The sequence below is a fragment of the Micromonospora sp. C97 genome (genome assembly GCF_018070385.1).
GTDB lineage: Bacteria > Actinomycetota > Actinomycetes > Mycobacteriales > Micromonosporaceae > Micromonospora > Micromonospora parva.
Genome location: NZ_JAGPXU010000005.1, coordinates 154,934 through 174,958, shown reverse-complemented (window position 1 = coordinate 174,958; position 20,025 = coordinate 154,934). Strand labels below are relative to the sequence as shown.

Below are 20,025 nucleotides of genomic sequence, written 5' to 3'. Positions count from 1 at the left end.
ATCCTCCTCCCCTCGCACGGAGGCTCAGTCCCGGCGGCGGACGGCCCAGGCCTTCGTCAGGTAGGTGACGTCGACCGTGTCGCGGTCGGCCAGCCGCTGCTCGGCGTAGCGCAGGAACGCGGCGAACTTCTCCTCACCGAGCTGTGCGCGCACGTCGTTGACGGCTCGCCACGCCCCGAGGTGCTGCTCCACCGGCTGCACATCGACATGCCGGCCTTCGAGGTAGAGGATGTCGTCGAAGCCGGGATGCCCGGCCAGGCGCTCGGTCAGCGTCTCGGTGAAGCTGCCCTTGCCGAAGGCGGTCTTGCGCATCCCCGGCTCCAGGCGCGTCAGCTCCTCCTCGATGTCGGCGAGCAGCGGGTTGGCGTCCAGCTTCCGGGTGTTCCACAGCGCCACGAACCATCCGCCCGGGCGCAGCACCCGGCGGAACTCCTCGGTGCCCTTGTCGAAGTCGACCCAGTGGAAGGAGGAGGCCATCGTCACCAGGTCCGCTGACCCGCTGTCCAGGCCGGTCGCCTCGCCGCTGCCGACCCGCCAGGTGATGCCGGTGCCCTCCGAGTCTCGCTGGCCCACCCCGCGCATGTCGTCGTTGGGCTCCACCGCGATGACCGAGCGGAATGCGGCCTCGGCGAGCATCCTGCTCCAGATGCCGGTACCCGCGCCGACGTCCACGGCGTCCAGTTCCCCCGGGTCACGGCCGAGAAGGCCGAGGATCGCCGCGCGGACGGCGGGAGAATACCCGGATCGGTAGGCCGAGTAGTTCTCAGCCAGGCCGGTGAAGTCACCGAGCCGCATCGTCTGTGTGTCGGTCATGGTTGTCGTCCTCTCTGTCGGCCGGCGCGTCACCAGCGCCGGTCAGTCGGATGATTCAGCGGATGGTCTGCGGTAGGGCCGGCCCTCCGCCGGCCTCGGTCAGAAGCCCGCCGATGACAGGGCTCAGCGCTTCGGCGACCAGCGCATTGCCGCGCCGGCTGCAGTGAGGTCCGAGCCGGCCGTGTACGAACAGGCCGTCTCGATCCGGATCCCGGCGGAATCGCTCGGTGAGGTCCACCACCCGCAACGTCGGCGACACCTCGGCAAGGAACCCATGGTGCGCGCTGCCGCCGTCGCGCCTCTCCAGGTCGGCCAGTTGCGGTATGACGAGCAAGACCGGGTGCTTGCCCGCGGCACGGCACACGGCCGCGAAACGCTCCACCAGGGCCCGCATCAGTCCTCGCGCGTCCGGGTCGGCGTACAGCCGTGCCGTCCAGCGGGCGTTGTCGCGCAGGACCACGCGGAACGCCGCGCGGATCGCGGGCTCACGGCCGCCGTCGCCGCGGATCAGCCCACCGGCGAGGTGGGCCAGCACGGGAAGGTGGCGGCGCGCCCGGCGCACGAGCTTGGGCAGGTACGGGAATCGCAAGATGTCGGGGCGGAACTTGCCGGCGTGGAAGGGGTCCAGACGGGTGATCTCCGTCAGCCGCTCCTGGTAGGTCAGGTACTCCTCCGGGCGCCGGACCGCGCTCGGATGCAGCCGCAGCCCCTCCGGGCCGAGCGTGAACCGCGGCTTGAAAGCCAGCACATTGCCGTACTCGAAGTAGTGCTTCCAGTAGGAGTGCACCCGCGCGACGGTCTCCGGGACCACCCCCATGACGATCACCTGGGCCTCGAGATCCGGCAGCTCCCGCTCCAGGCGCAGCAGAGCCTGGTCCAAACCGTAGTTACCCACCCCGTAGTTGACCGCGTTGACACCCAGCAGCCGGGACAGCTGATGGGGCCAGGTCTCGTCGTCCCCGACCAGCCGGCAGAAGGTGAATGAGTCACCGAAGCAGGCGACCGTTGCCGGCTCCGACTCGAAACCGGGATTGCGCCGGCGGGCACGCTCGTCCATGGCATAGCCGACACGGCCGCTGTCGGTGGTCTCCGTACCCTGCTCTCCAGGGCGCCGGCACCAGCCGAGCTCCGGGTCGAACGAGCGGGCGACGTGCCGTTGCACCAGCGCGGCCGGTATCGCCGGGGTTTCGTCCCCGGGCATGAGCAGCCAGGGGAAGCCGGGCTTGAGCCGCCGCACGAGCCGGGCGGCGCCGTACTCCACTGCCACGTAGCCGCCGAGCACGGCGATCAGATGCCGGGCCCTCATCGCGCCACCGGGACGGGCAGGGCTGCGACGATCCGCTCGACCAGGTCGTCCGGTGTCCCGTCGCGTCCCGAACTGTCCAGCACCAGGTCGGGGGCGGCGGGTTCGGGGAAGGGGATGTCGACGCCGACCACGTCGCTGGTCTCGCCGTCGATTGCGGAGCGGTACAGACCTTTGGTGTCGCGGGCGACGACGACCTCCATCGGCACGTCCAGGAACACCTCGAAGTAGTGGGAGAGATGCCGCCGGTTCCACTGCTGCCAGTGCGGGAAGATGGACAGGACCGCGGCGACCACGTGGATGTTCTGCCGGTCGAGCATCAGGCACAGCTTGCTCAGCCGCTCGGCGTTGACCTCCCGGCCGGCGACGTCGTGGCTCACGCCGCCCCAGACCTCGCGCAGCAGGTCGCCGTCGAGGTAGACGAGGTTCGGCAGATCTGCCCGCAACCGGGCGGCGAGGCGGGTGCCGATGGTGGTCTTGCCCGCCCCGGAGAGACCTATCAGCCAGATGACCATGTATGTGTCTCCCGTTCTTGGTGGAAAACGAGCCGGCCCTGCGCGACCAGGTCCTCGCAGACCGCCAGGTCCGTCGTGCTGTCGACCTCGCCCCAGGCGCCCTGGCAAGGCACCGTCTCGATCCGGTGTCCGGCCTTCAGGAGCCGTTGCAGCAGACTTGTCATGTCCAGCGCGTCGACCTCTGCCGGCGGCATCGCGTCCAACACGGCTCGTACGCCGGTCCAGGCGGACGGAGTGAACCGCAGCAGTCCCATGTACTGGCCCTGAACCTCCGCCACGGTCGCGGGGCGCGCACCGATCTGTTCCAGCGCACCGTCCGGTGCGAGCCGGAACGTCTCGGCGTCCACCCGCGGATCGGCGAAGCGCCGGTGCCACAGCTGCGCCCAGGCGGGGTCGTAGGCGATGGCCAGTCCACCGGGGGCGCTGACGAGGCGCCGGACCGTCTCGGCGGTGTAGACGATGTCGGCGTACGAGACGACACACGGCGTGGTGGCCACCCAGTGCTCGGCAGCGAGCAGCGAGCGGACCATGTTGGTCTGCGCCCACCGCGGCGCGGGGATGACCGTCAGGCCCCGGTCGTTCAGCATCTCGGACCGGTATCCGGCGACGACAGCCAACTCCGCGATGCCGCCGGCGGTGAGCGCGGCCCGCTGCCAGGCGAGCAGTGGCCGGCCGGCCAGCGGAACCAGGCACTTCGGACGCTCCTCGGTGAGACCTCCGAGGCGGCTGCCGCGCCCGGCGGCCAGAATGACTCCCCTCATGGCTCTGCTCCGAAGTGGGCCCGCAAGATGCGGCGGTCCTCGCCGGCCAGCTCGATCGGAAGCCGCTCGGGATGCCACATGAGGCCGAGTACCGGCTCGGTCTCATGGCGGATGGCCTTGATGACGCCACCCGGCCCGGTCGCCCATGCCCGTAGCGGTGATTGGATCTCGGTGGCGCCCCAGTTGTGGTAGCTGTTGACGACCCGGCTGCCCCCGTCGATCCAGACCGGCTGCCGCTCGGTGACGTGGCCGGTGACCCGGTGCAGCGAGGCGCCGAAGCGGCGCAGCAGCATCTGCATCCCCCGGCAGACGCCCACGACCGGCAGGCCGCTTTCGTGCGCCACGTCGAGCAGGGCGCTCTCGGTGCGATCCCGGTCAGGGGCCTCACCACCGAGCTCCGCCAAGTCGTTGCCGCCGGTGAGCAACAGGCCGTCGACCGACGCGACACGCACCAGCCGCACGGCGCTGTCGACATCGTTGGGAACAGGCAGACCGGTCAGCCCGCAGGAACGGAGGAACGGCCACCACCGCTGATCGAGCGCGTCGCTGCGCACCCCGTGCGCCGGGTCGACGACCACACGCTGTGTGACCGCGACACACGTCATCGCAGCACCTCCACCCGGTGGTTGAGGCAATCGATCTTCAGGTAGTCGGCGGCGGCCCAGCGGTTGTACAGAACCTCACCCGCCCCGATGACGGCTGGAATGCCGAACTGGTGCGCGCGGATCGCCATGTGGGAGTTGGCGCCCCCGTAGCGGGTGACGAAACCGGCCACGCCCTCGGAAAAGATCCAGTCGTAGCCGGGGTCGCCGCTGGGCAGCATGAGAATCTTGCCCTGCAGGTCGGCCGGGTGCGCCGTGACCAGTTCCACGCGCCCGGTGGCGGACTCCTGGGTCACGTAGTTCGGCTCAGTGGCGGGCAGGTGGAACGATTTCACGTCCGCCGGGTCAGTGATCAGCGGCGGCAGCACGAGCCGGCGGGTGAGCTCGTAGCGCTGCCGTCCCTCGACGGCGCACCGGCGCAGCACCCGCGCGGGGTTCTCGGCACCGCGATACAGCCCGTCGATGCACTCCACGTCGACGTACGACATCTCCTCGGTGTCCATCCCCACGCTCTTGCCGAGCTGGGTGAAGAGCGCCAGCGCCTCACTCAGGTGGCGGGTGAACTCGAACTTCGAGTTCTCCCTCAGCTCGATGCTGGTAATGAAGAAGTTGAGCAGGCCGTACGCGTCCTGCTCCAGGCGATGTTGCCGGAGCAGGTCGTCGATCTGGCGCATGGTCTTCGGCGGCAACCGGAACGGCTCCGGCGCCTGCACGTTGACCCGGGCGTTCGGCCAGTCGAAATATCCGTCCGGCTCCTCGTCGTAGCGGGGGGAGCGGATGTCGTAGGTCCCAGGACGCAGGAAGCCGTACCGGCGCAGGAATTCGGCGCGTGTCAGCGTGGTGCGGTCGCGCAGCATCCGGTTGGTCACCGTGTCGAGGGAGGCCATCAACCGGGCCACGTCCTCCTCGGTCAGCACGTCGATCTCGACCAGCGAGCCCAGGATCTCGGTGGCGATGAAGCCCAGTCGGGCGAAGCCGGCGAACGCCAGGGTGCCGAAGCGACGACAGTCCTCGAGCAGCCAGTAGATCTGAGTGGGTAGGTCCAGATCGGATTGGCGCACCTCGCCCAGTTTGGCGCGCAGCGAGGTGATGCTCGCGAGGTCCTCGCGGCGGGCCGGATGCTCGGGGTCCATGAGCCGGTTGGTCAGGGTGCGCAGCGAACTGACGATGTCGTCGCGTTCCTGAACGCTGAACAGGTGCTCGACCTGATTGGCGAGCCGCTCCTGCAGGGTGAAGGAGTAGCACGAGAACACCACGTCGAACTCGACCTTGTCGTGCAGCTCCGGGTTCGCGACGAGCCGGTCGATGTAGTGGTCGACCAGTCGCTCGGCGAGGTCGTCGTCGATGGATGCGGGAACGAGTGAGTTGCAGCTCTCCCGGACCCCGACGTACGGCAAACCGAAGAAGTCCACCATCAGGGGGAAGCCTCGTACGTCTCGATAGCCGTACCGGGCTCGCTGATCGGCCCAGAGGCCGTCGGTGATGAGGCGGCGGTACAGCGACAGGGCGAGTGGCCGGGGCCGGGTGCCCACGATCTCCGCGGGGTTCCAGTCCGGCATGACGCCGAAGACCGTGCGCCGACCGCACAGGTGCGGATGCGGCTGACCCGCCGTCCGGAGCTTGGACGCGATGGCGCTCAGCGCCTGTTCGTGCTCGTCGTTGTCGAGAAGCGTCTCCACCACCATCGGGCGGACCTGGAGCAGGTACAGCTCACCGGTGACGTCGAACGCGAACTCGATGTCGAGGTTGTTGCGTTCGAGCAATTCCTCCAGCTCACGTGAGAGCTCCATGAGCTGCTGGATCCGGGCGTCGCCCCGGCCGGTGCCGCTGGTCTTCCAGGCGTAAAGAGTGCGCAGTCGGGCACGCGCTCCACTGGTCACCGCCGCCGAGTCCCCGTTCTCCTCGTAGTTGATGACGAGGTACGGCGCGCCGGTGTTGGGATCACAGGTGAAGACGACGCCGGTCATGGTGGCGTCACGCACCATCGGTTGCACCAGCACGAGCTGTTCACCGAGATCGTCGAGCACGGGCTCCTCGATCCGACGCTGGTACGAGTCGATGACCGCGTCGACCGCCTCGCGCAACTCCTGCCGGCCGGCGACACCCGCCACGGACAGATAGCTGCCCGGCATCAGCGTGCCCGGGTCGTCCTCCTGCCGGGTGCTGCTCCGCACGATCAGCGGCTCGTTGCCCCACGGCCTGCTCAGCACGTCGTCCAGAACTTTCTCCGGGACAGTCCGCCATTCCGTGACGGAAAAGTACCGGAGGGGCAGCACGCGTGCCCTGCGAACGAGCGGGGCCAGCTGTTCCAGCGTCTCGGCCTTGGAGCCGAAAAGAGCGGTCGGCGTGCCGCGCTGCATCGCATGCCCGGCAGACGGGGAGTGACTCACCGCAGAGGTCAGGGCAGGATGATGTGATGCCATGATGCTCCTTTGCTTCCGGACGTCCGGCGGAAATCCCGTCTAGTGGTTGAGATGCGTGCGACGGCAACGCGACTGCGGCAGTCTCGGCGCTGTCCCGGGCCACCGTCCGCCTATTGGGAGATGCGCCCAGCTGCGGAAATCGTGCGCTGTCTGCGCGTCGCGGGCGATTGGCGGACACGTCAGCAGTTCAATTTCTGCAGCCCTCGTCTCGTCAACTCGGTGAACTCTTGCTGAAGCGTTTGCTACCCGCTCGATCGTCGGCCTAACACCGTCACGTTTTCGTCATCTGAAGTCGGCCCACTGTGGACACCGCACTATTTTGAGCGACCTCATTGACAACTATGGGTCTCAATGGCTATTGCGGCACCTCGACATGGCATTCAAGATCGAATTTGTCGACCAGGTACTACAGCTGCGGATCTTTTGGACCGGCATGACCTCTTGGTACGGCAGCCGCCGTTCGTGATCATGGTTGGAGTTCGAGGTTGAGGCGTCGGGTGTAGTGGGGTCGTCGGGCGCGGGCTTGATGGCGGCGTCACCGGTCTGACCAGCGCAGATGGTGGGCGAGATCGCGGATCGGTATGAGGACGAGGCGCGGGGCGTCGTCGACGGTTCGCAGGTACGCGCCGCGCGCCGGCTTCTTGGCACGCTCGAAGCGTGGGATTCGCGGTGGACGGAGCGGTTGGGGGAGTTGTGGTGTTCGGGGCCGACGTGGACCGAGGACCAGCTGCCGTTGCCGAAGTCCTGGCTGAGCGCGGCGTACCCGCGACGCGACCGGTCCGGCTGGCTGAGGACGCGGCGGAGCGGGTGCGGAAGCTGATGGAGCGGCCCCGGCAGGGAGCCGAGCAGGCGCTGCGGACGATCGTCGCGGCCGGGCACGCCGCCGAGGTGCGCGCCGCAGCCGATCGGTGCGGCCCACCGGCCCGTACCGCGATCGAATAACTTCTCGCGGTCGAGCCGACGGAGCTGCTTGCCGTCCTTGCCTAATGGTGTGCTGGTAGATCCTCGGGTTCGTGCGCGACACTAGCCTCGTGGACAACGGCTGAAGGTGCTGTTGTCACGGCTTCTGCACCTGCGTTCGAGCGCGGCGGCGTTGGCGGCGGCCGACTGCGAAGGCGGAGGCCAGCCAGGTGTCGAGCCGTCGACGTGCTGAACCAGGCAACCCGTACCACCGACACCGACCTCATCATCCGTGCCGCTCGCATCGCCGAAAACGTCGCCCGTCACCTCAACGCCACCGGGTGGTACGCCGTAGCCCTCGACGACTTCAGCGCCCTGCGGTCGATCCGAGAACGGGAGCAGGGCGCACACCATCGCGACACCCTCACCACCCGGTACCGCCTGGCATACACAACCGGATTCGCCGGCGATCCGGCGGCCGCCCGCGATCGGTTCGCCGCGCTACTGTCCGTCCAGGAACGGGCGCTGGGCGCCGACCATCCGGACACCCTCGACACCCGCGACCAGTTGGCCCGCTGGACCGGAGAGACTGGCGACATCCTGGCGGCCCGTGACCAGTACGCGGCACTGCTGCCCGTCCAGAAGCGCATCCTCGGCCCAGACCATCCGGCCACCCTCGCGTCGTGGCAGGGGCTCGCCCAATGGACTGGCTTGGCCGGCGACTCAGCCGCTGCCCGCGATCAGTTCGCCGCGCTGCTACCGGTTCGCGAACGGGTGCTGGCACCGACCATCCCGACACCACCGACACCCGTCGCAAACTAGTCGAGCCTCTGGACGTAACCACTAGGCCTCCCCCTCGATGGTTTCAGCTCAGGCGAGGGGATGAGGCTCGTAGGTCAGGGCCGCCAGAGCGGCAGCAACCTCCCGAAGGCTCGCGCGGGCATACGTAGTGGTGGTGTCGACCCGGCAGCAGGCCTGGCACGTTCTCGCTTCTTGCTGGGTGGCCTCTTCGGCGGACCCGAAGAGGCCACCACCGCAGCAATGTTTGCGTGAGCTTCAGAGTTGCGCCGAGCTTCAACGGTGGTGGGGCATTGGTTCGTGTTGCCCCTCGGACACGACCCATAGGCCCACGGTGCGCGCTGAGATCGACTGCAGCGCGCACCGTTTGCGTTTCCGGTTGGTAGTTCAGCCGGAGTCCGAGTTGCCGGTAGACCTCGGCCTTGTCGGCGGGGTCGGCGTCGCGGAACACGGTGGTGGTGTCGCCGAGCGCGGTCACCAGGGCGGTGATCTCTGCTCGGCTCATCCGGCGCGGGGTGGAACCCGCGATGGCGTGCAGTTCGGCTTCTGCCCGGGTGCGTTCGGCCTGGGTTTGCGCGATCCAGCCAGTGACCACGGCCGGGTCAGCTCCGGCGTCGAGGGCGCCGCGGTAGCGCTCCAGCTTGGCGTCGCACTCGGTGATGATCGCTTGGGCTGCGGCGCCCGTTGTGGGCGGATGGTTGAGGGGTTGGGCGTCGGCCATCGCGGTGATCGTCTGCGCGATGCGGTGGGGCGCGAATGCGGAGGCCAGCCAGCTGTCGAGCGGGTCGGTGAGTGCGTCCTCGCGCAGGTACACGTTGCGGGGGTGGGGGACCTGGTTGGCGAGGGCGTACTCCTGGGGGAAGCGGCAGCGGTAGTAGGCGTCGCCGTGGTTGTACTGGCCCTGCATGCGCCGGTCGCAGGCGGCGCAGTAGATGAGGCCCCGGAAGACGTAGGGGTTGCGGGTGCGCTGCCGGACGTGTTGTCCGCCAGTTCCCCGGCCCCGCCGCTGCAGGATGGCTTTGGCCTGTTCGAAGGTCGCATCGTCGATGAGTGGCTCATGGGTGATCTCCTTGGAGACCACCCACTTGTCGCGGGCGTTCCAGCGCATGACGCCGGTGTGGCCCATCGCCACGTCGTCGACGTCGAGCAGCACCTCGTCGGTGCGTTGCTTGTTCCACACCTGCCGCCCGGTATAGCGGGGGTTGGTGAGGAACAGTTAACACCTGGGCCCAGTCGCGCCAGTCCTCCAGCCCGCACAGCAGCCCGGCGTCACCACCCATCGCCGACAGCGCCGACCACGTCGACGATGCGGCGCTGGAGGAATGCGGCTGTCCCTGCGGAGGCGAGGCGTTCTCTGTTGGCGTTGGCTACGCCATGAACGCCGACCACGAGGTTCGCTGGGTCAGCCTCGGCCTACGCTGCGTCGCCGACGGTACGTTGGCGTCTACACCGACTGGAAGATCGACTACGCCCCCACCGCACACCTACTCGCAAACGCTTGAACACACTCACGTGAACGAATAGGAGCGTCCACTATGCCGGCTGTCAGCGCCGACAAGGCGCGGCGATCGTGAGCGTGCTCGCCGATTGACCGATGTGGCTGCGGGAGCCAGCGCTGGTGCCAGCCAAGGCGCTGGGTCGGCAGCTTACGATCGATGGGCGGTCGCCGGCCCGGTGCGAGCCCGGTTTGGGGGAGCAGGTTGGGAGCAGCGGGGTGCCCTGAACGGCCTTGAACTGCGTCCAACGGCATCGAACTGCACTCAACTGCACCCACCCGTGGCTGCGGCTCCACGTTTCCGCAGGTCAGAGTCGGTGCGGCGTCCTGTTTCACCGCGGAGTGCTCAGCCGTTTCGGGCCTTCAGTCGACCGCGTTCTATGTCGCCTGGCAGGAGAGTATGCGCAGGCCAGGGCGGTAAGGAGCTGCTGGACGGCCGGGGCTTGCAGGTGGGTGCAGATTGGTGCAGGTTGGCGAAGTGGTCACCGCGCCCGAAGTGCTCACCGACACGGCGTAGAGCTGAGGGCCATGACCTGCGGCGATACAAGCGAGTGGTCCGCCGTGACCTCCCAGAGAAGACCGAAGTGGTCAGCGTTGGCTGCTCCCCGCCTGCCCACTGCCGGCCTGTCATCTTGGGCCCGCCGACTCCAATCGCCGGGACGACCATCCATCGACGTGCGGCTCTAGATCTGCCATGGTGGAGTTGGTAGGAATTCCGGCAGTTGGGACTCAAATCCCACCGGCAGCCATCTGACCAGCGCTTCCTGCGCGGTAACCTCTTCGGCGCACCCGAAGGATCAGCATCCGTGACGCGAGCTGGTCACCCGGACGGCGACGCTACGGTTCTTGAGGGTCGGGATGACTGATCCCCGCAGCTGAAGAGCCTCTGACGGGCGGCGTTTTGCGTCCTTGTATGACGGCGGCGATCACGACGGCTGGTAGCACTCCCAGGCACGCCACCGTCATCCAGGCAGCCCAGGCATTTCCGAGCCAGTTCGGTCCTCCGCCAGTCTTGCGGGCGAGGATGACGACCAAGGCGCCAGCCAGGCACATTCCGACCGGAACCAGGGCAACGATGACTGCGGCTTTGCTCGCAGGTCCCGTCGGCCCCGATGCGTCTCGGGCTGTCTCCCGATAAAAGGCGCGGAACTGGGAGGCCGCTGAGGTCGCCTCCACCGTAGGGCGCGTGTGCCGTTGCACGGCGGACGCATATGCCTGCTCTGCAGCCGAGTTCAGGGGGCTGATGGATCCGTCCGCAGGGGAAAACCGGAACAAGGCGACGTTGACCCGATCGGCGTACGCGATGGCATCGCGGGTGAAGCCCGCGTTACACAAGAAGTACACGCGAACCGGCAAACCCGTCGCCGCGCCGACGAGTTCGCGTACCGACCGCACACCTACCGCTGTCCCATACCACTTCACTTGCGCTGCGACGTCCGTGCCGGTCACGTCGATGCCACCATCGGCGCCCGACCGGCTGCGCTGTGCAGTGCCATGCCCCAGCCACTGAAGCCAGCGCACAGCGTTTTCCTCCGCAGCCGCCCACTCGTTGACTGGCTGCGGCGCTGGCGCACCGGGAGGGTGCCTTTTGTCCTCCGGCTGCATCGAACCTCCGGCAACGCGGCTCGGGCGGAGCCGCGACAGTAGCAAACCCCATCCACTAACGGCGTATCTCATTTGGATGATCGTCGCGCTCGGGCATCTGCTTCCGTTCACGAGGCCACGATCCGTACGCGGGTGCCAGATGGGCTGTCGGCGATGGCGGCGCCGTTGACCCCGCCCGCGCCGGTTCGTCGGCAAGGTGGCGGTCGGCGGCGGGTAGACGACCGGGCGGTGCTGGCCGGGATCTGACCTCAAATCCGTGGCTCATTCAGGGTGGTGAGGGCTTCGCGAACGTCATCGTGGTCTCGCAGGCGCTATGAACCACGACCCGGTTTTTGGAAAACTCGAACTCCACCACGTCGTGCTTCAACTCGCAGACGATCCCGAACAAGAATCGTCACGTTCACAGCCACCGACCAGGACCAGGACCGAGTCGCCGAACTTCTGGGATAAGGGCAGACCTTGCCCACTACACCAAACCTCGGTTACACCTGCGAATTCAACACCATCACCCCGCACAAGGGCTAATTCAGCGTCAACCCCCGCCGGACTTCGAGAGTGGATCATTTTGGGCGCGTACTGGGTGGCCGTCCGGGGTCAGGCCAAAGCGCAGGATGGTTTCGCGTTGCGTATCGTCGAGGCCGGCGACCGGCCAGTCTCGCAACGCCCGGAGGGCAAAGCCGTCGCCGCACACCACCGCTCGTAGCAGCTCGCCAGGGTCTTCTTCGCGGGCGAGCATTGCCGCCCAGTGCCGAGCACCCCGCCTGCTGAAGGTCGCCAACTCTCGCAGGGCCCGTCGATCGTCGCGCCGTTCGTAGAGCATGGCCAGCCGCCGCCGGACGTAGGTGTCGTTGGAGTTGATGGCGTGGTCCAACAGTTTCTCGAGGTCGTCGGCTTCTAGTAGGGCATCAGCGCGGTTTCGGGACGGGCTGGTGGAGTTGACCTTCATCAGAATCGGGGTTGGCGGCGACGGAGGTGTTGGGGGAGGCGGTAGAACCCTGGGCGGTTGGCGTGGGGGCACAGGGAGCCGGGACTCAGCCTGCATCGCTCGCTGTGCGAAAGCCGACGCCTGCTGGAGAAGGAGCCGATCGCGGGCCTCTTGCGCCAGGCGGCTGAACTCTTCCCGGCCGAAGTCGGCCTCGGTCAGAGCGGTCCAGACCCCCGCAGGGAGCGGATCGTAGTGCCGCTGGAATCGGGCGTAATCCAGCAGCGGATCGAACAGCCGGTAACCGGCGACGCCGGGCGGAGGCGGTGCCAGCGCCCACACGGCGTCTTCCAGCGGAGTTGTCGCCTTCCGTAACGCCGGCTCGAACCAGTCGTCGGTGCTCGGCGGTCGCGTGAGGTAGCACGCTGAACAACTTTCCAGCAGGTCGCGCGTCAGCGGCCCGCCGCCCGGCACGCCGATGCCGAGCCGGCCCAGATCGATCGCGGCGGTCAGCACGGCACTCGTCTCCCGCTGATGCGCGTTACGCCACAGCCCGAGCGCCCACTGGGCGCCCGCGAGCACCTGCGACGGGCTGAAGCCGATCTGCTGGAGTGCGGCGGCGAGCACCCGGTCAGTGGCGGCGAGACGGGCGGCTTGATCTAGTTCCGCCCCGGTCCAGTCCTCACTGACGTGCACCGGGGCGCCGGCCCTTCTGACGAGTTCCCGGAGTTGCCGGGGCGACTCGGTGTTCGGCTGATGCCACATGGTGACGACAAGAACCCGCCGTCCGACCGCCCCGCGCTGATGGACCGCGGCGAGGGCGACCTCCGCAAGCTGAGGTGCGTCGTCCGTGAGGTCCAGGTTGTCCAGCCACAGGACGAAGTCCCCAGTCGGCTCGTCCCCATCGCTCAGTCGCTGGACCTGACGCCGGTCGCGCAGATCCACAAGGAACCAGTCGCCTAGTTCCCGCGACACGGCCTCCCACACCGAGCGTGACTTGCCGGTGCACGACCGCCCCACCACGAGGACCACGCACGACTCCTGCTGGACCGCCGCGCGCAAGGTGCCCAGCAACGCCTCGTCGTGCTCTCGCGTGACATAGGTAGGAGGCACCTGCGGCTGGCGCCGGCCATGCATCCACAGCGTCAGCGGCGACGCCGACGGCGGCAGGAACGCGGCGGGATGGACGCCCATCTCCACGGCATCGCGGTCGCGAACCTGCGGCCAGGGCGCGGAACCAGCCGTTCGGACGAGCGTGTCCAGTACCCGGCTCCGCGGCCGCCCCGCCTTCTGCGGTCGCTTCGCCGCCCGGGCGGCCTGGAGCAGTCCTCGCCACCATGCCCACGCGCGTTGTGGGCGCTGCGCCCTGCGCTCTGCGATCGGCTGCAGATACCCGATCAAAAATCTAATCGCAGCATCGCTTCGGGGCACCGACATGCCACCAAACCAGTCACTCAGCGTTTTCTCATTGAGCCTGATCCCGTTCTCACTCGCCGCGCTGATCAGCACCTGACGTCCCGCTGGCCGGGCATCGTCATACAGGGCTTGTAGTTCCACGGCGAACTGGACAACTTCCGCGGGCGTATCCCTGACGATCTTCACGCGCCCGGTTCCTGGCTATCAGAACAGACTCCGGACCGGATCCGGACCGGATCGAAACTCTCGCCGCCTGACCTGCGCATACGAGAACCGTAGCGGAGAGATCCCGACCGGAAAACCTCCCGAAGAGGAGAACAGAGGACGCCAGCCGGCCGGCTTGCTCCCTGTTCCTCCGACTACGGGAGACACCCATGCCCAGCATTACCGGCAATACCCCGAGCACCCGCCGTCAGTTGCTGCTCGCCACCGTCAGCGGCCTTGCGGCTGGGACGGCTCGCGCGATCGCGAGCTGGGTCATCGAGCAGATCCTCGGCGGGCACTGACTCGTGCGCGGCGCCGCCCACTCCGGCGGCGCCGCGCCGACTCGGACGCTCGAGAACTCCGGCTCATCTCGGCAGAACGCTTCGATGCTCTCCGCATCGAGGGTCTCAACGAGTTTCACCTCGAACTCCGCGGTCGGTAGGCATGATACGTCGTACAAACTGGCTTGGCTTCTGCGCTGCATCCGGACCTGCCGCTGACAAGGCGCAGTGGTCGTGGGCGTGCTTCCCGATCGACCGATGCGGCTGCGGGAGCCAGCGCTGGTGCCAACCAAGGCGCCGGGCCCGCAGCTCACGAGCGGTCGGCGGTCGGGTGCGAGCCCGGGTTAGGGGAGCAGCTTGGGAGCAGCGGGGTGCCCCGAACGGGCCTTGATCTGAGTCCAACGGCATCGAACGGTGCTCAACTGCACCCACCCCTGCCTGCGGCTTTACGTTTCCACAGGTCAGAGTCGGTGTGGCGTCCTGTTTCACACCAGAGTGCTCTGCGGTTTTGCGACACCATCGGCCACGCTTTATGCCGGCTGGTGGGGGAGTGTGCGCAGGTCAAGGCGGTAAGGAGCCTTTGGTTGGCCTGGCCTTGCAGCTGGGAGCAGATTGGGTGCAGGTTGGCGAAGAGGTCACCGCGACCGAAGTGCTCACCGACGCCGGACAGAGAGGAGGACTCTGACCTGCGGTTTCGCGGCCGGGCGGTGGGCCGTGACCTCCCAGTAGAGGTCGAAGTGGTCAGGTGTTGCTGCTCCCGGGATGGCTGGCGCCGGCCGGCGTCCCGGTTCGCCTAACGCCACGCCTGTATGTCTGTGTAGATCGATGCGAAGCATTGCGGGCGAGCCGGCTGGAATCCGTCACGATTCCGTCATCTGAGACGCCGATCCCACGGGCAGCGCCGTGACCAGGCCTCTCAGGCTGGAGACCTCTTCGGTGAGTCCGAAGTGCTCACCGACGCTGGGCTTAGACGAGTTCCCTGACCTGCTGTGATGCGCTCAAGCGTGCGGTGTGACCTTCCAGTGAGCCCTTTTCATCGTGGGTTTCGGCTGGTCTGGACGATCGTGCTGGCGCGTCGGGGCAGCGGAGCTTGGTCAGGACCTTCCAGCCGTTGAGGGTGGCGACGGCGCGTTCACCGACGGCTCGGATCTTGGCGTGGTGGCGGTCGACGGTCTTCTGCCGTCGGGACCGTCGGGGCCGGTGCGGACGGCGTTTGAACGGCGTGCGAAGGGTGCCGCCGGCGCCTTGGTATGCCTTGTCGGCGAAGGTCATGACGTTCGCGCTGCTCAGCGCGTTGGTCAGGCCGTGGGTGCGGGCGAGGCCCAGATCAGGCGACCCTTGCAGTCCGCGATGACCTGCACGTTCACCCCCTGGCGCTGGTGTTTACCGGAGTAGTACGGCCTCTGGTCGGCGACTCGGTCGATGGGGATCAGGGTGCCGTCGAGAATCGCGTAGGCGAGCCGGCCCACGCGCCGTATGGCCGCGTTCAGTGTCTCGGCGTGTACGGCGGGTAGGTCGATGGCTTCCCGGGCGTACCGCCAGGCCGTGGTGACGCTGACCGCGAAGCCGCAGGCCAGACGGGTGATGGTGTCACCGTTGCGGAGCTGGGCCAGGGCGAGCAGGGCCTGCCGGCCGGCGTCGAGGCGCTACCACCGACCTCGGCGCCGCGCGCATTCGGCGCGGAGGAGGTCGGCCAGGTGGTTCAGGGTGCGGCTGGACAGCGCGACTGCGGACGGGTAAGACAGCACAGCGAGGCTCCCGGTTGGGGCATCGGACTGCTGTCTCACCGGGTGCCCCGTCCTATACCGACACCAACAATCCTCTGCGCCCACCGTGACCAGGCACATCACGATGAAAAGGGCTCAGTGGATGCCGAAGTGGTCAGGGCTCGCTGCTTGCAGCATTGCTCGTGGCCCCCGACGAGTGTGCGTACTGTCCATCCAAGAGCTCGATAAAGACGGTGACCGTCGTCAGTTGGGACCAGGACACCGGTGTCCGCGCCGAGTCGGAGGGCGTGCGGCGCGAGCGAGCGCATGACCACGTTGCCCAGTCCGCGGCTCCGGTGTGCAGGTGCGGTTTCGACCTGGTCGACGATCCCGAATGCGTCGGCGGTCTTGAGCCTGCCGGACGCGGCGACCTGCCCCTCAAGGTCGAGAACGATAGTGGTGACAACATCGCCGGAGATCTGAAGCCGTGCGGTGCACGGCGATGGAGGAGTTGTGTCGGAATCGGCCCGGTAGGTCGTCGTCATGAGGTAGCCGGTGTCGGCCAGCTTCCACTGTGGGGGGAAAGCGGCACCGGCGCCCACATCACGAGGGTGCCCCGCGCTGTGGCTCGGGGCTGACTGATGGCCGTCGGTCTGGTGATCTGCCCACTCCCCGGTCCACATTGCGAGGTCGCGTACCCGGCGCTCGGTTCTCTGCCGACTTAGCCGCCCACTTCGTTGCGTTCTTTGACGCGAAGTCGTCCAGGACCGGGCGGTCAGTCGCGGTCCAGGCGGGAAGCTGCGCTATCCACTCTTCTGCCTGCTCGGCGCTGTGGCCGCTACCGATCAGCCATGGGCGGGCTGTCCGTTGTCCTGCCGGCGGCAGGACTGCCGTGCGTGCCTTGACAGGAAGGCGGAACGGCAGGACAGTCGAGATTCTCATTGACACCTAACTATCTACGGCGAGGTGTGCCATGCGGAAGTCGCTGACTGCTGTGGCCGCCATCGCTGTAGGCATGGTCGCGATGATGGCCGCGATCTCACACGCCAGTGCGGCGAACGCGGCGGCCGGGTGTCGGGTGAACTACGTCGTCACCAGCCAGTGGACCGGTGGCTTCCACGCCGACATCGCGGTCACCAACTTGGGTGATTTAGTCAACGGGTGGACGCTGCGGTTCGCGTTCCCTGCAGTCGACCAGCGGCTCACGCAAACCTGGAGCGCCACCTGGGCCCAGGCGGGCCAGCAGGTCAGCGCGACCAATCTGGGCTGGAACGCGACCCTGGGCACCAATGGCTCCGCGAACATCGGTTTCGTTGGCGCCTGGTCGGGCAGCAACCCCATACCGGCGTCGTTCACGCTTAACGGCGTCACGTGCACCGGCGGCGTCCTGCCCAGCGTGACGCCGACCCGGACGACCACACCGCCGGTCGCTGACTACCCGGCGATCGTCACCTGGCTCAGCCCGACCGCCGGCGCGGTGTACACCACGCCGGGAACCGTCCCGCTGGCGGCGACCGCGACCGTGGGAGGCGGACACAGCATCACCTCGGTGTCGTTCCGGGTGGACGGCGTCACGGTGGCCCGGGGAGTGAGGACGACCGGCGACCGGTACGAGGCGCTGTGGACACCACCGATCGGGGAGCCCGGCACCAGCACCACCTTCGTGCTGTACGTCTCGGCCGGCACCGACCAGTCGCTGCCTGGCGCTGCGCCGCCGCTGCTGGTCACGGTGGTGACGCCGGCGTCCACCGGCACCAACCACCCGCCGGCGGTGGCGTTGAGCACCCCGGCGGGCAGACCTACTTCCTCGAGCCGACGACCGTCACGCTGGTCGCCGACGTCGCCGACGTCGCCGACACCGATCCTGGGGACCTCGTCACCCGGGTGGAGCTTTACCTCGGCGCAACCCGGCTGGCCGTGACGCCGGCCAACAGCGGACAGCGCTACCAGTTCCAGACGGCCCTGTCGGCCGGCACGTCGTCCACCTTCACCGTGCGGGTCCACGATTCCCACGGCGGCCTCGGCATCTCGAACCCGCTGACGTTCACCATCCGTTAGCGCCTCTGCCCTCCGTTAAGGGCTGACCAAGGCCCTTCCACTGGCCGTCGATACGTTTGCGAGTCGGCACGGCGCTCTGGGTCAATTCGACCAGGCCATCGGGGTTGGCGGTGACCGTCGTGGTGGGTGAACCTGCGGCGGTCGCCTCAAACAGCTTGCTGGAGCTTTGGCGTTGCGGGTGAGCTTGCTGGAGTCCGCCGTAGTTCCGTCATTCGAGACACCGATCCCACGGGCAGTGCCGTGACCAGGACCTTCAGGCTGGAGACCTCTTCGGCGAGGCCGAAGATGTCGCGGCGCATCGACGGTTGATCTGGAGTCGACCCTCCGTCACCCCAGAAATTGAGCCTCGGGACTACGCGGCACCACGTAGCCCTGTGCCGGCCTTGCGCCTGTGAGCTGCAATAAAGGACGTGCCCCCACGCCGCCGCATCCAGATCGTCACCGCACGACCGGCACCGGAACCCCGTTCCCAGCGGATCGCCAGCCGGGCCACCACCATCGCCGCGATCGGCGCACTTCTGGTGAGCGGCATCGGCATCATCTTCACCGCCCGGTCGGTCGACGTCGCCGCCGAGTCGGCCGCCGCCAATCGAGAGCAAGTGAATCTACTTCGCCAAGGCCAGATCGCGGATCGCTTCGCGAGGGCTGTGGACCAGCTCGGCTCCGATGAGATCAACGTTCGCTTCGGTGCCATCTACTCGCTGGAGCGCCTAGCGCGCGAGTCCACTGCCGACCGGGACGCCATCCTGCAGGTGCTCACCGGATTCATTCGCGAGAAGACTCGCATGAAGGACACCGCCTGGCCGCCACTCCCGACCTCCCGTCAGGAACCGACAGTCCCACCGCTGGACAGTGACATCCAGATGGCACTGACCGTCCTCGGGCGACGTGACGCGCCAGACGAGACCGGCCACCTCATCAACCTGTCGGAGACGAACCTCCGAGGAGCAGATCTGGTTGGCCTCAACTTCGACAAGGCGGATTTCAGCAGGGCGTCCTTGTTCGGTGCAAAGCTCGGGAAAGGCCACTTCGAGGGCACTGACTTCATCAGCACGGACCTTGCCTGGCTGAGCGCCTCCGAGGCGTACTTCCGTGACGCATTATTCATGGACGCCCGGCTCTACCATAGCCACCTGACCAAGTCAGACCTCACGAGTGCGGCGCTGTGGAAGGCTGACCTCGCCTACTCAACGATGATTGAAGGGCAGTTGACCGAGGCGGACTTCCATGGCGCGAAGCTCTCGAATGTCTTTGTACGCGAAGTTGACTTAAGCACTGCGTTTTTCTGGGGAGCAGACCTCCGCTCTGCCAGATTCGAGGCAAACCTGCACACCGACACCGCTGACTTCACCTGCGCCCTAGTGGCGGGATCAAGGGGCCTTCCGCCCGACGCGGGTCTACCCCCGGCCACCGGCCGCCCCTGTCCTTAGAGGGCCGAGTGACGGAACCGCGCCCCTTGCACGGATGAGGTCCAATCAAGCAATGCCTCCTCCTCGCCGCCGAAGCTACGGCTCGACCAACCGGCCGGCGCCCGAGTCCCGCTGGCAGCGACTCGCGGCCCAAGCGACGGCCGTGGCCGCGGTCGGTGCCCTGGTCGTCAGCACCATGTCGATCTACTACACCGGCCACTCGGTCCGAGCCACGCAGCACCAGGTGACGCTCCAAGAACAGGGCCAGGTAATCGAGCGGTTCGCGAGGGCCGTCGAGCAGCTCGGGTCGGACCAGATCAACGTCCGCCTCGGCGCGCTCTACAGCCTGGAGCGGCTGATGCGCGACTCTCCTGCCGACCTTGTGACCATTGTGCAGATGCTGAGCGGCTTTGTGAGGGAGCGAGCCAAGGTCCAGCCAGCCGACAGATCGGTACTTCCCCGACCCTCGTGTGACGGGACTCCATCATCTTGCCGTCCGTACCGGTGTTTCACGGGTTCGGGCGCCGACGCCCGAAGCGCGCATCCGCCGCCATCGCTCTGCGACGCAGCTTGGGATCGATGCCGGGCACTGCAGCCGCCCCCAAAGCCGCGGCTCGAATCAGCGCTCGGCGCTCTGGCCTCTGCCCGCGCATCGCGTTAGCTTCGCCGAGAAGGTCGGCGACCAGCCCTCCGGCGAGGGCCGGATCCAGATAGGCGATGGCAGCACCGACCATCCCGGAGCGCTCGATCCGTCGAGCCTCCGTTAGCAGGTAAGGAATAGAGAAGTCGGCGGCCAGGACTGCGCCGGCGAGCT

The 20,025-nt window shown here is 67.5% G+C and carries 16 protein-coding genes and 1 pseudogene; 6 read left to right on the top strand and 11 right to left on the bottom strand.

Features of this window, described 5'->3' with window-relative positions:
* Positions 1 to 24: 24 nt before the first annotated feature.
* Genes KBX26_RS10390 through KBX26_RS10365 form a run of 6 tightly spaced genes read right to left on the bottom strand, consistent with a single transcriptional unit; the run spans position 25 to position 6,354 of the window.
* On the bottom strand, positions 25 to 813 hold the full coding sequence (locus tag KBX26_RS10390) for a class I SAM-dependent methyltransferase (RefSeq protein WP_051708169.1): 789 nt from the start codon (positions 811 to 813) through the stop codon (positions 25 to 27).
* Between the two features lie 55 nt (positions 814 to 868).
* The gene (locus KBX26_RS10385) at positions 869 to 2,095 is read right to left on the bottom strand and encodes a hypothetical protein (RefSeq protein WP_210865313.1); all 1,227 of its coding nucleotides are present in this window, start codon (positions 2,093 to 2,095) and stop codon (positions 869 to 871) included.
* A gap of 20 nt (positions 2,096 to 2,115) precedes the next feature.
* Entirely contained in the window at positions 2,116 to 2,631 is a 516-nt protein-coding gene (locus tag KBX26_RS10380) for an adenylyl-sulfate kinase (RefSeq protein ID WP_210865312.1), read from the bottom strand.
* Entirely contained in the window at positions 2,616 to 3,392 is a 777-nt protein-coding gene (locus tag KBX26_RS10375; RefSeq protein WP_210865311.1) for an NTP transferase domain-containing protein, read from the bottom strand. The genes KBX26_RS10380 and KBX26_RS10375 overlap by 16 nt, the downstream gene beginning before the upstream one ends.
* Positions 3,389 to 3,970, bottom strand: coding sequence for a gamma-glutamyl-gamma-aminobutyrate hydrolase family protein (locus tag KBX26_RS10370; protein ID WP_210865310.1), 582 nt, complete (start codon positions 3,968 to 3,970; stop codon positions 3,389 to 3,391). Before KBX26_RS10370 ends, KBX26_RS10375 begins: the two co-directional genes overlap by 4 nt.
* A 23-nt stretch (positions 3,971 to 3,993) precedes the next feature.
* On the bottom strand, positions 3,994 to 6,354 hold the full coding sequence (locus KBX26_RS10365; RefSeq protein WP_030328576.1) for a PEP/pyruvate-binding domain-containing protein: 2,361 nt from the start codon (positions 6,352 to 6,354) through the stop codon (positions 3,994 to 3,996).
* A gap of 759 nt (positions 6,355 to 7,113) precedes the next feature.
* Here KBX26_RS10365 and KBX26_RS10360 point away from each other — a divergent pair.
* Positions 7,114 to 7,359: a hypothetical protein gene (locus tag KBX26_RS10360; protein WP_210865309.1), complete on the top strand. Its 246-nt coding sequence runs from the start codon at positions 7,114 to 7,116 to the stop codon at positions 7,357 to 7,359.
* A gap of 204 nt (positions 7,360 to 7,563) precedes the next feature.
* The gene (locus KBX26_RS10355) at positions 7,564 to 8,139 is read left to right on the top strand and encodes a tetratricopeptide repeat protein (protein WP_210865308.1); all 576 of its coding nucleotides are present in this window, start codon (positions 7,564 to 7,566) and stop codon (positions 8,137 to 8,139) included.
* Between the two features lie 43 nt (positions 8,140 to 8,182).
* On the opposite strand, the gene KBX26_RS10350 is transcribed toward KBX26_RS10355, so the two are convergent.
* From KBX26_RS10350 to KBX26_RS10340, 3 genes are all read right to left on the bottom strand, one after another.
* Positions 8,183 to 9,331, bottom strand: a complete 1,149-nt coding sequence (locus KBX26_RS10350; protein ID WP_282102184.1) for a recombinase family protein — start codon at positions 9,329 to 9,331, stop codon at positions 8,183 to 8,185.
* A gap of 1,116 nt (positions 9,332 to 10,447) precedes the next feature.
* A complete protein-coding gene (locus tag KBX26_RS33175) occupies positions 10,448 to 11,215 on the bottom strand; it encodes a restriction endonuclease (RefSeq protein ID WP_374224253.1) in 768 nt (255 codons plus the stop codon).
* A gap of 532 nt (positions 11,216 to 11,747) precedes the next feature.
* Positions 11,748 to 13,739, bottom strand: a complete 1,992-nt coding sequence (locus KBX26_RS10340) for a hypothetical protein (RefSeq protein ID WP_210865305.1) — start codon at positions 13,737 to 13,739, stop codon at positions 11,748 to 11,750.
* Positions 13,740 to 13,927: 188 nt separating this feature from the next.
* Between KBX26_RS10340 and KBX26_RS32705 the strand changes: the two genes are divergently transcribed.
* Positions 13,928 to 14,059 carry a hypothetical protein gene (locus KBX26_RS32705; protein ID WP_282102180.1) on the top strand — a complete coding sequence of 44 codons (132 nt, stop codon included), beginning with the start codon at positions 13,928 to 13,930 and terminating at the stop codon, positions 14,057 to 14,059.
* A 945-nt stretch (positions 14,060 to 15,004) separates the two neighbouring features.
* On the opposite strand, the pseudogene KBX26_RS10335 reads toward KBX26_RS32705, so the two are convergent.
* Positions 15,005 to 15,624, bottom strand: a pseudogene (locus KBX26_RS10335) (transposase family protein).
* A gap of 260 nt (positions 15,625 to 15,884) precedes the next feature.
* Entirely contained in the window at positions 15,885 to 16,346 is a 462-nt protein-coding gene (locus tag KBX26_RS10330; protein WP_210865304.1) for a GNAT family N-acetyltransferase, read from the bottom strand.
* Between the two features lie 371 nt (positions 16,347 to 16,717).
* On the opposite strand from KBX26_RS10330, the gene KBX26_RS10325 reads away from it, so the two are divergent.
* From KBX26_RS10325 to KBX26_RS32960, 3 genes are all read left to right on the top strand, one after another.
* Positions 16,718 to 17,665: a cellulose binding domain-containing protein gene (locus KBX26_RS10325; RefSeq protein WP_210865303.1), complete on the top strand. Its 948-nt coding sequence runs from the start codon at positions 16,718 to 16,720 to the stop codon at positions 17,663 to 17,665.
* Complete coding sequence (locus tag KBX26_RS10320) at positions 17,629 to 17,802, top strand: hypothetical protein (protein ID WP_210865302.1); 174 nt, start codon at positions 17,629 to 17,631, stop codon at positions 17,800 to 17,802. The genes KBX26_RS10325 and KBX26_RS10320 overlap by 37 nt, the downstream gene beginning before the upstream one ends.
* Before the next feature lie 410 nt (positions 17,803 to 18,212).
* Positions 18,213 to 19,232: a pentapeptide repeat-containing protein gene (locus tag KBX26_RS32960; protein WP_210865301.1), complete on the top strand. Its 1,020-nt coding sequence runs from the start codon at positions 18,213 to 18,215 to the stop codon at positions 19,230 to 19,232.
* Positions 19,233 to 20,025: the final 793 nt, after the last annotated feature.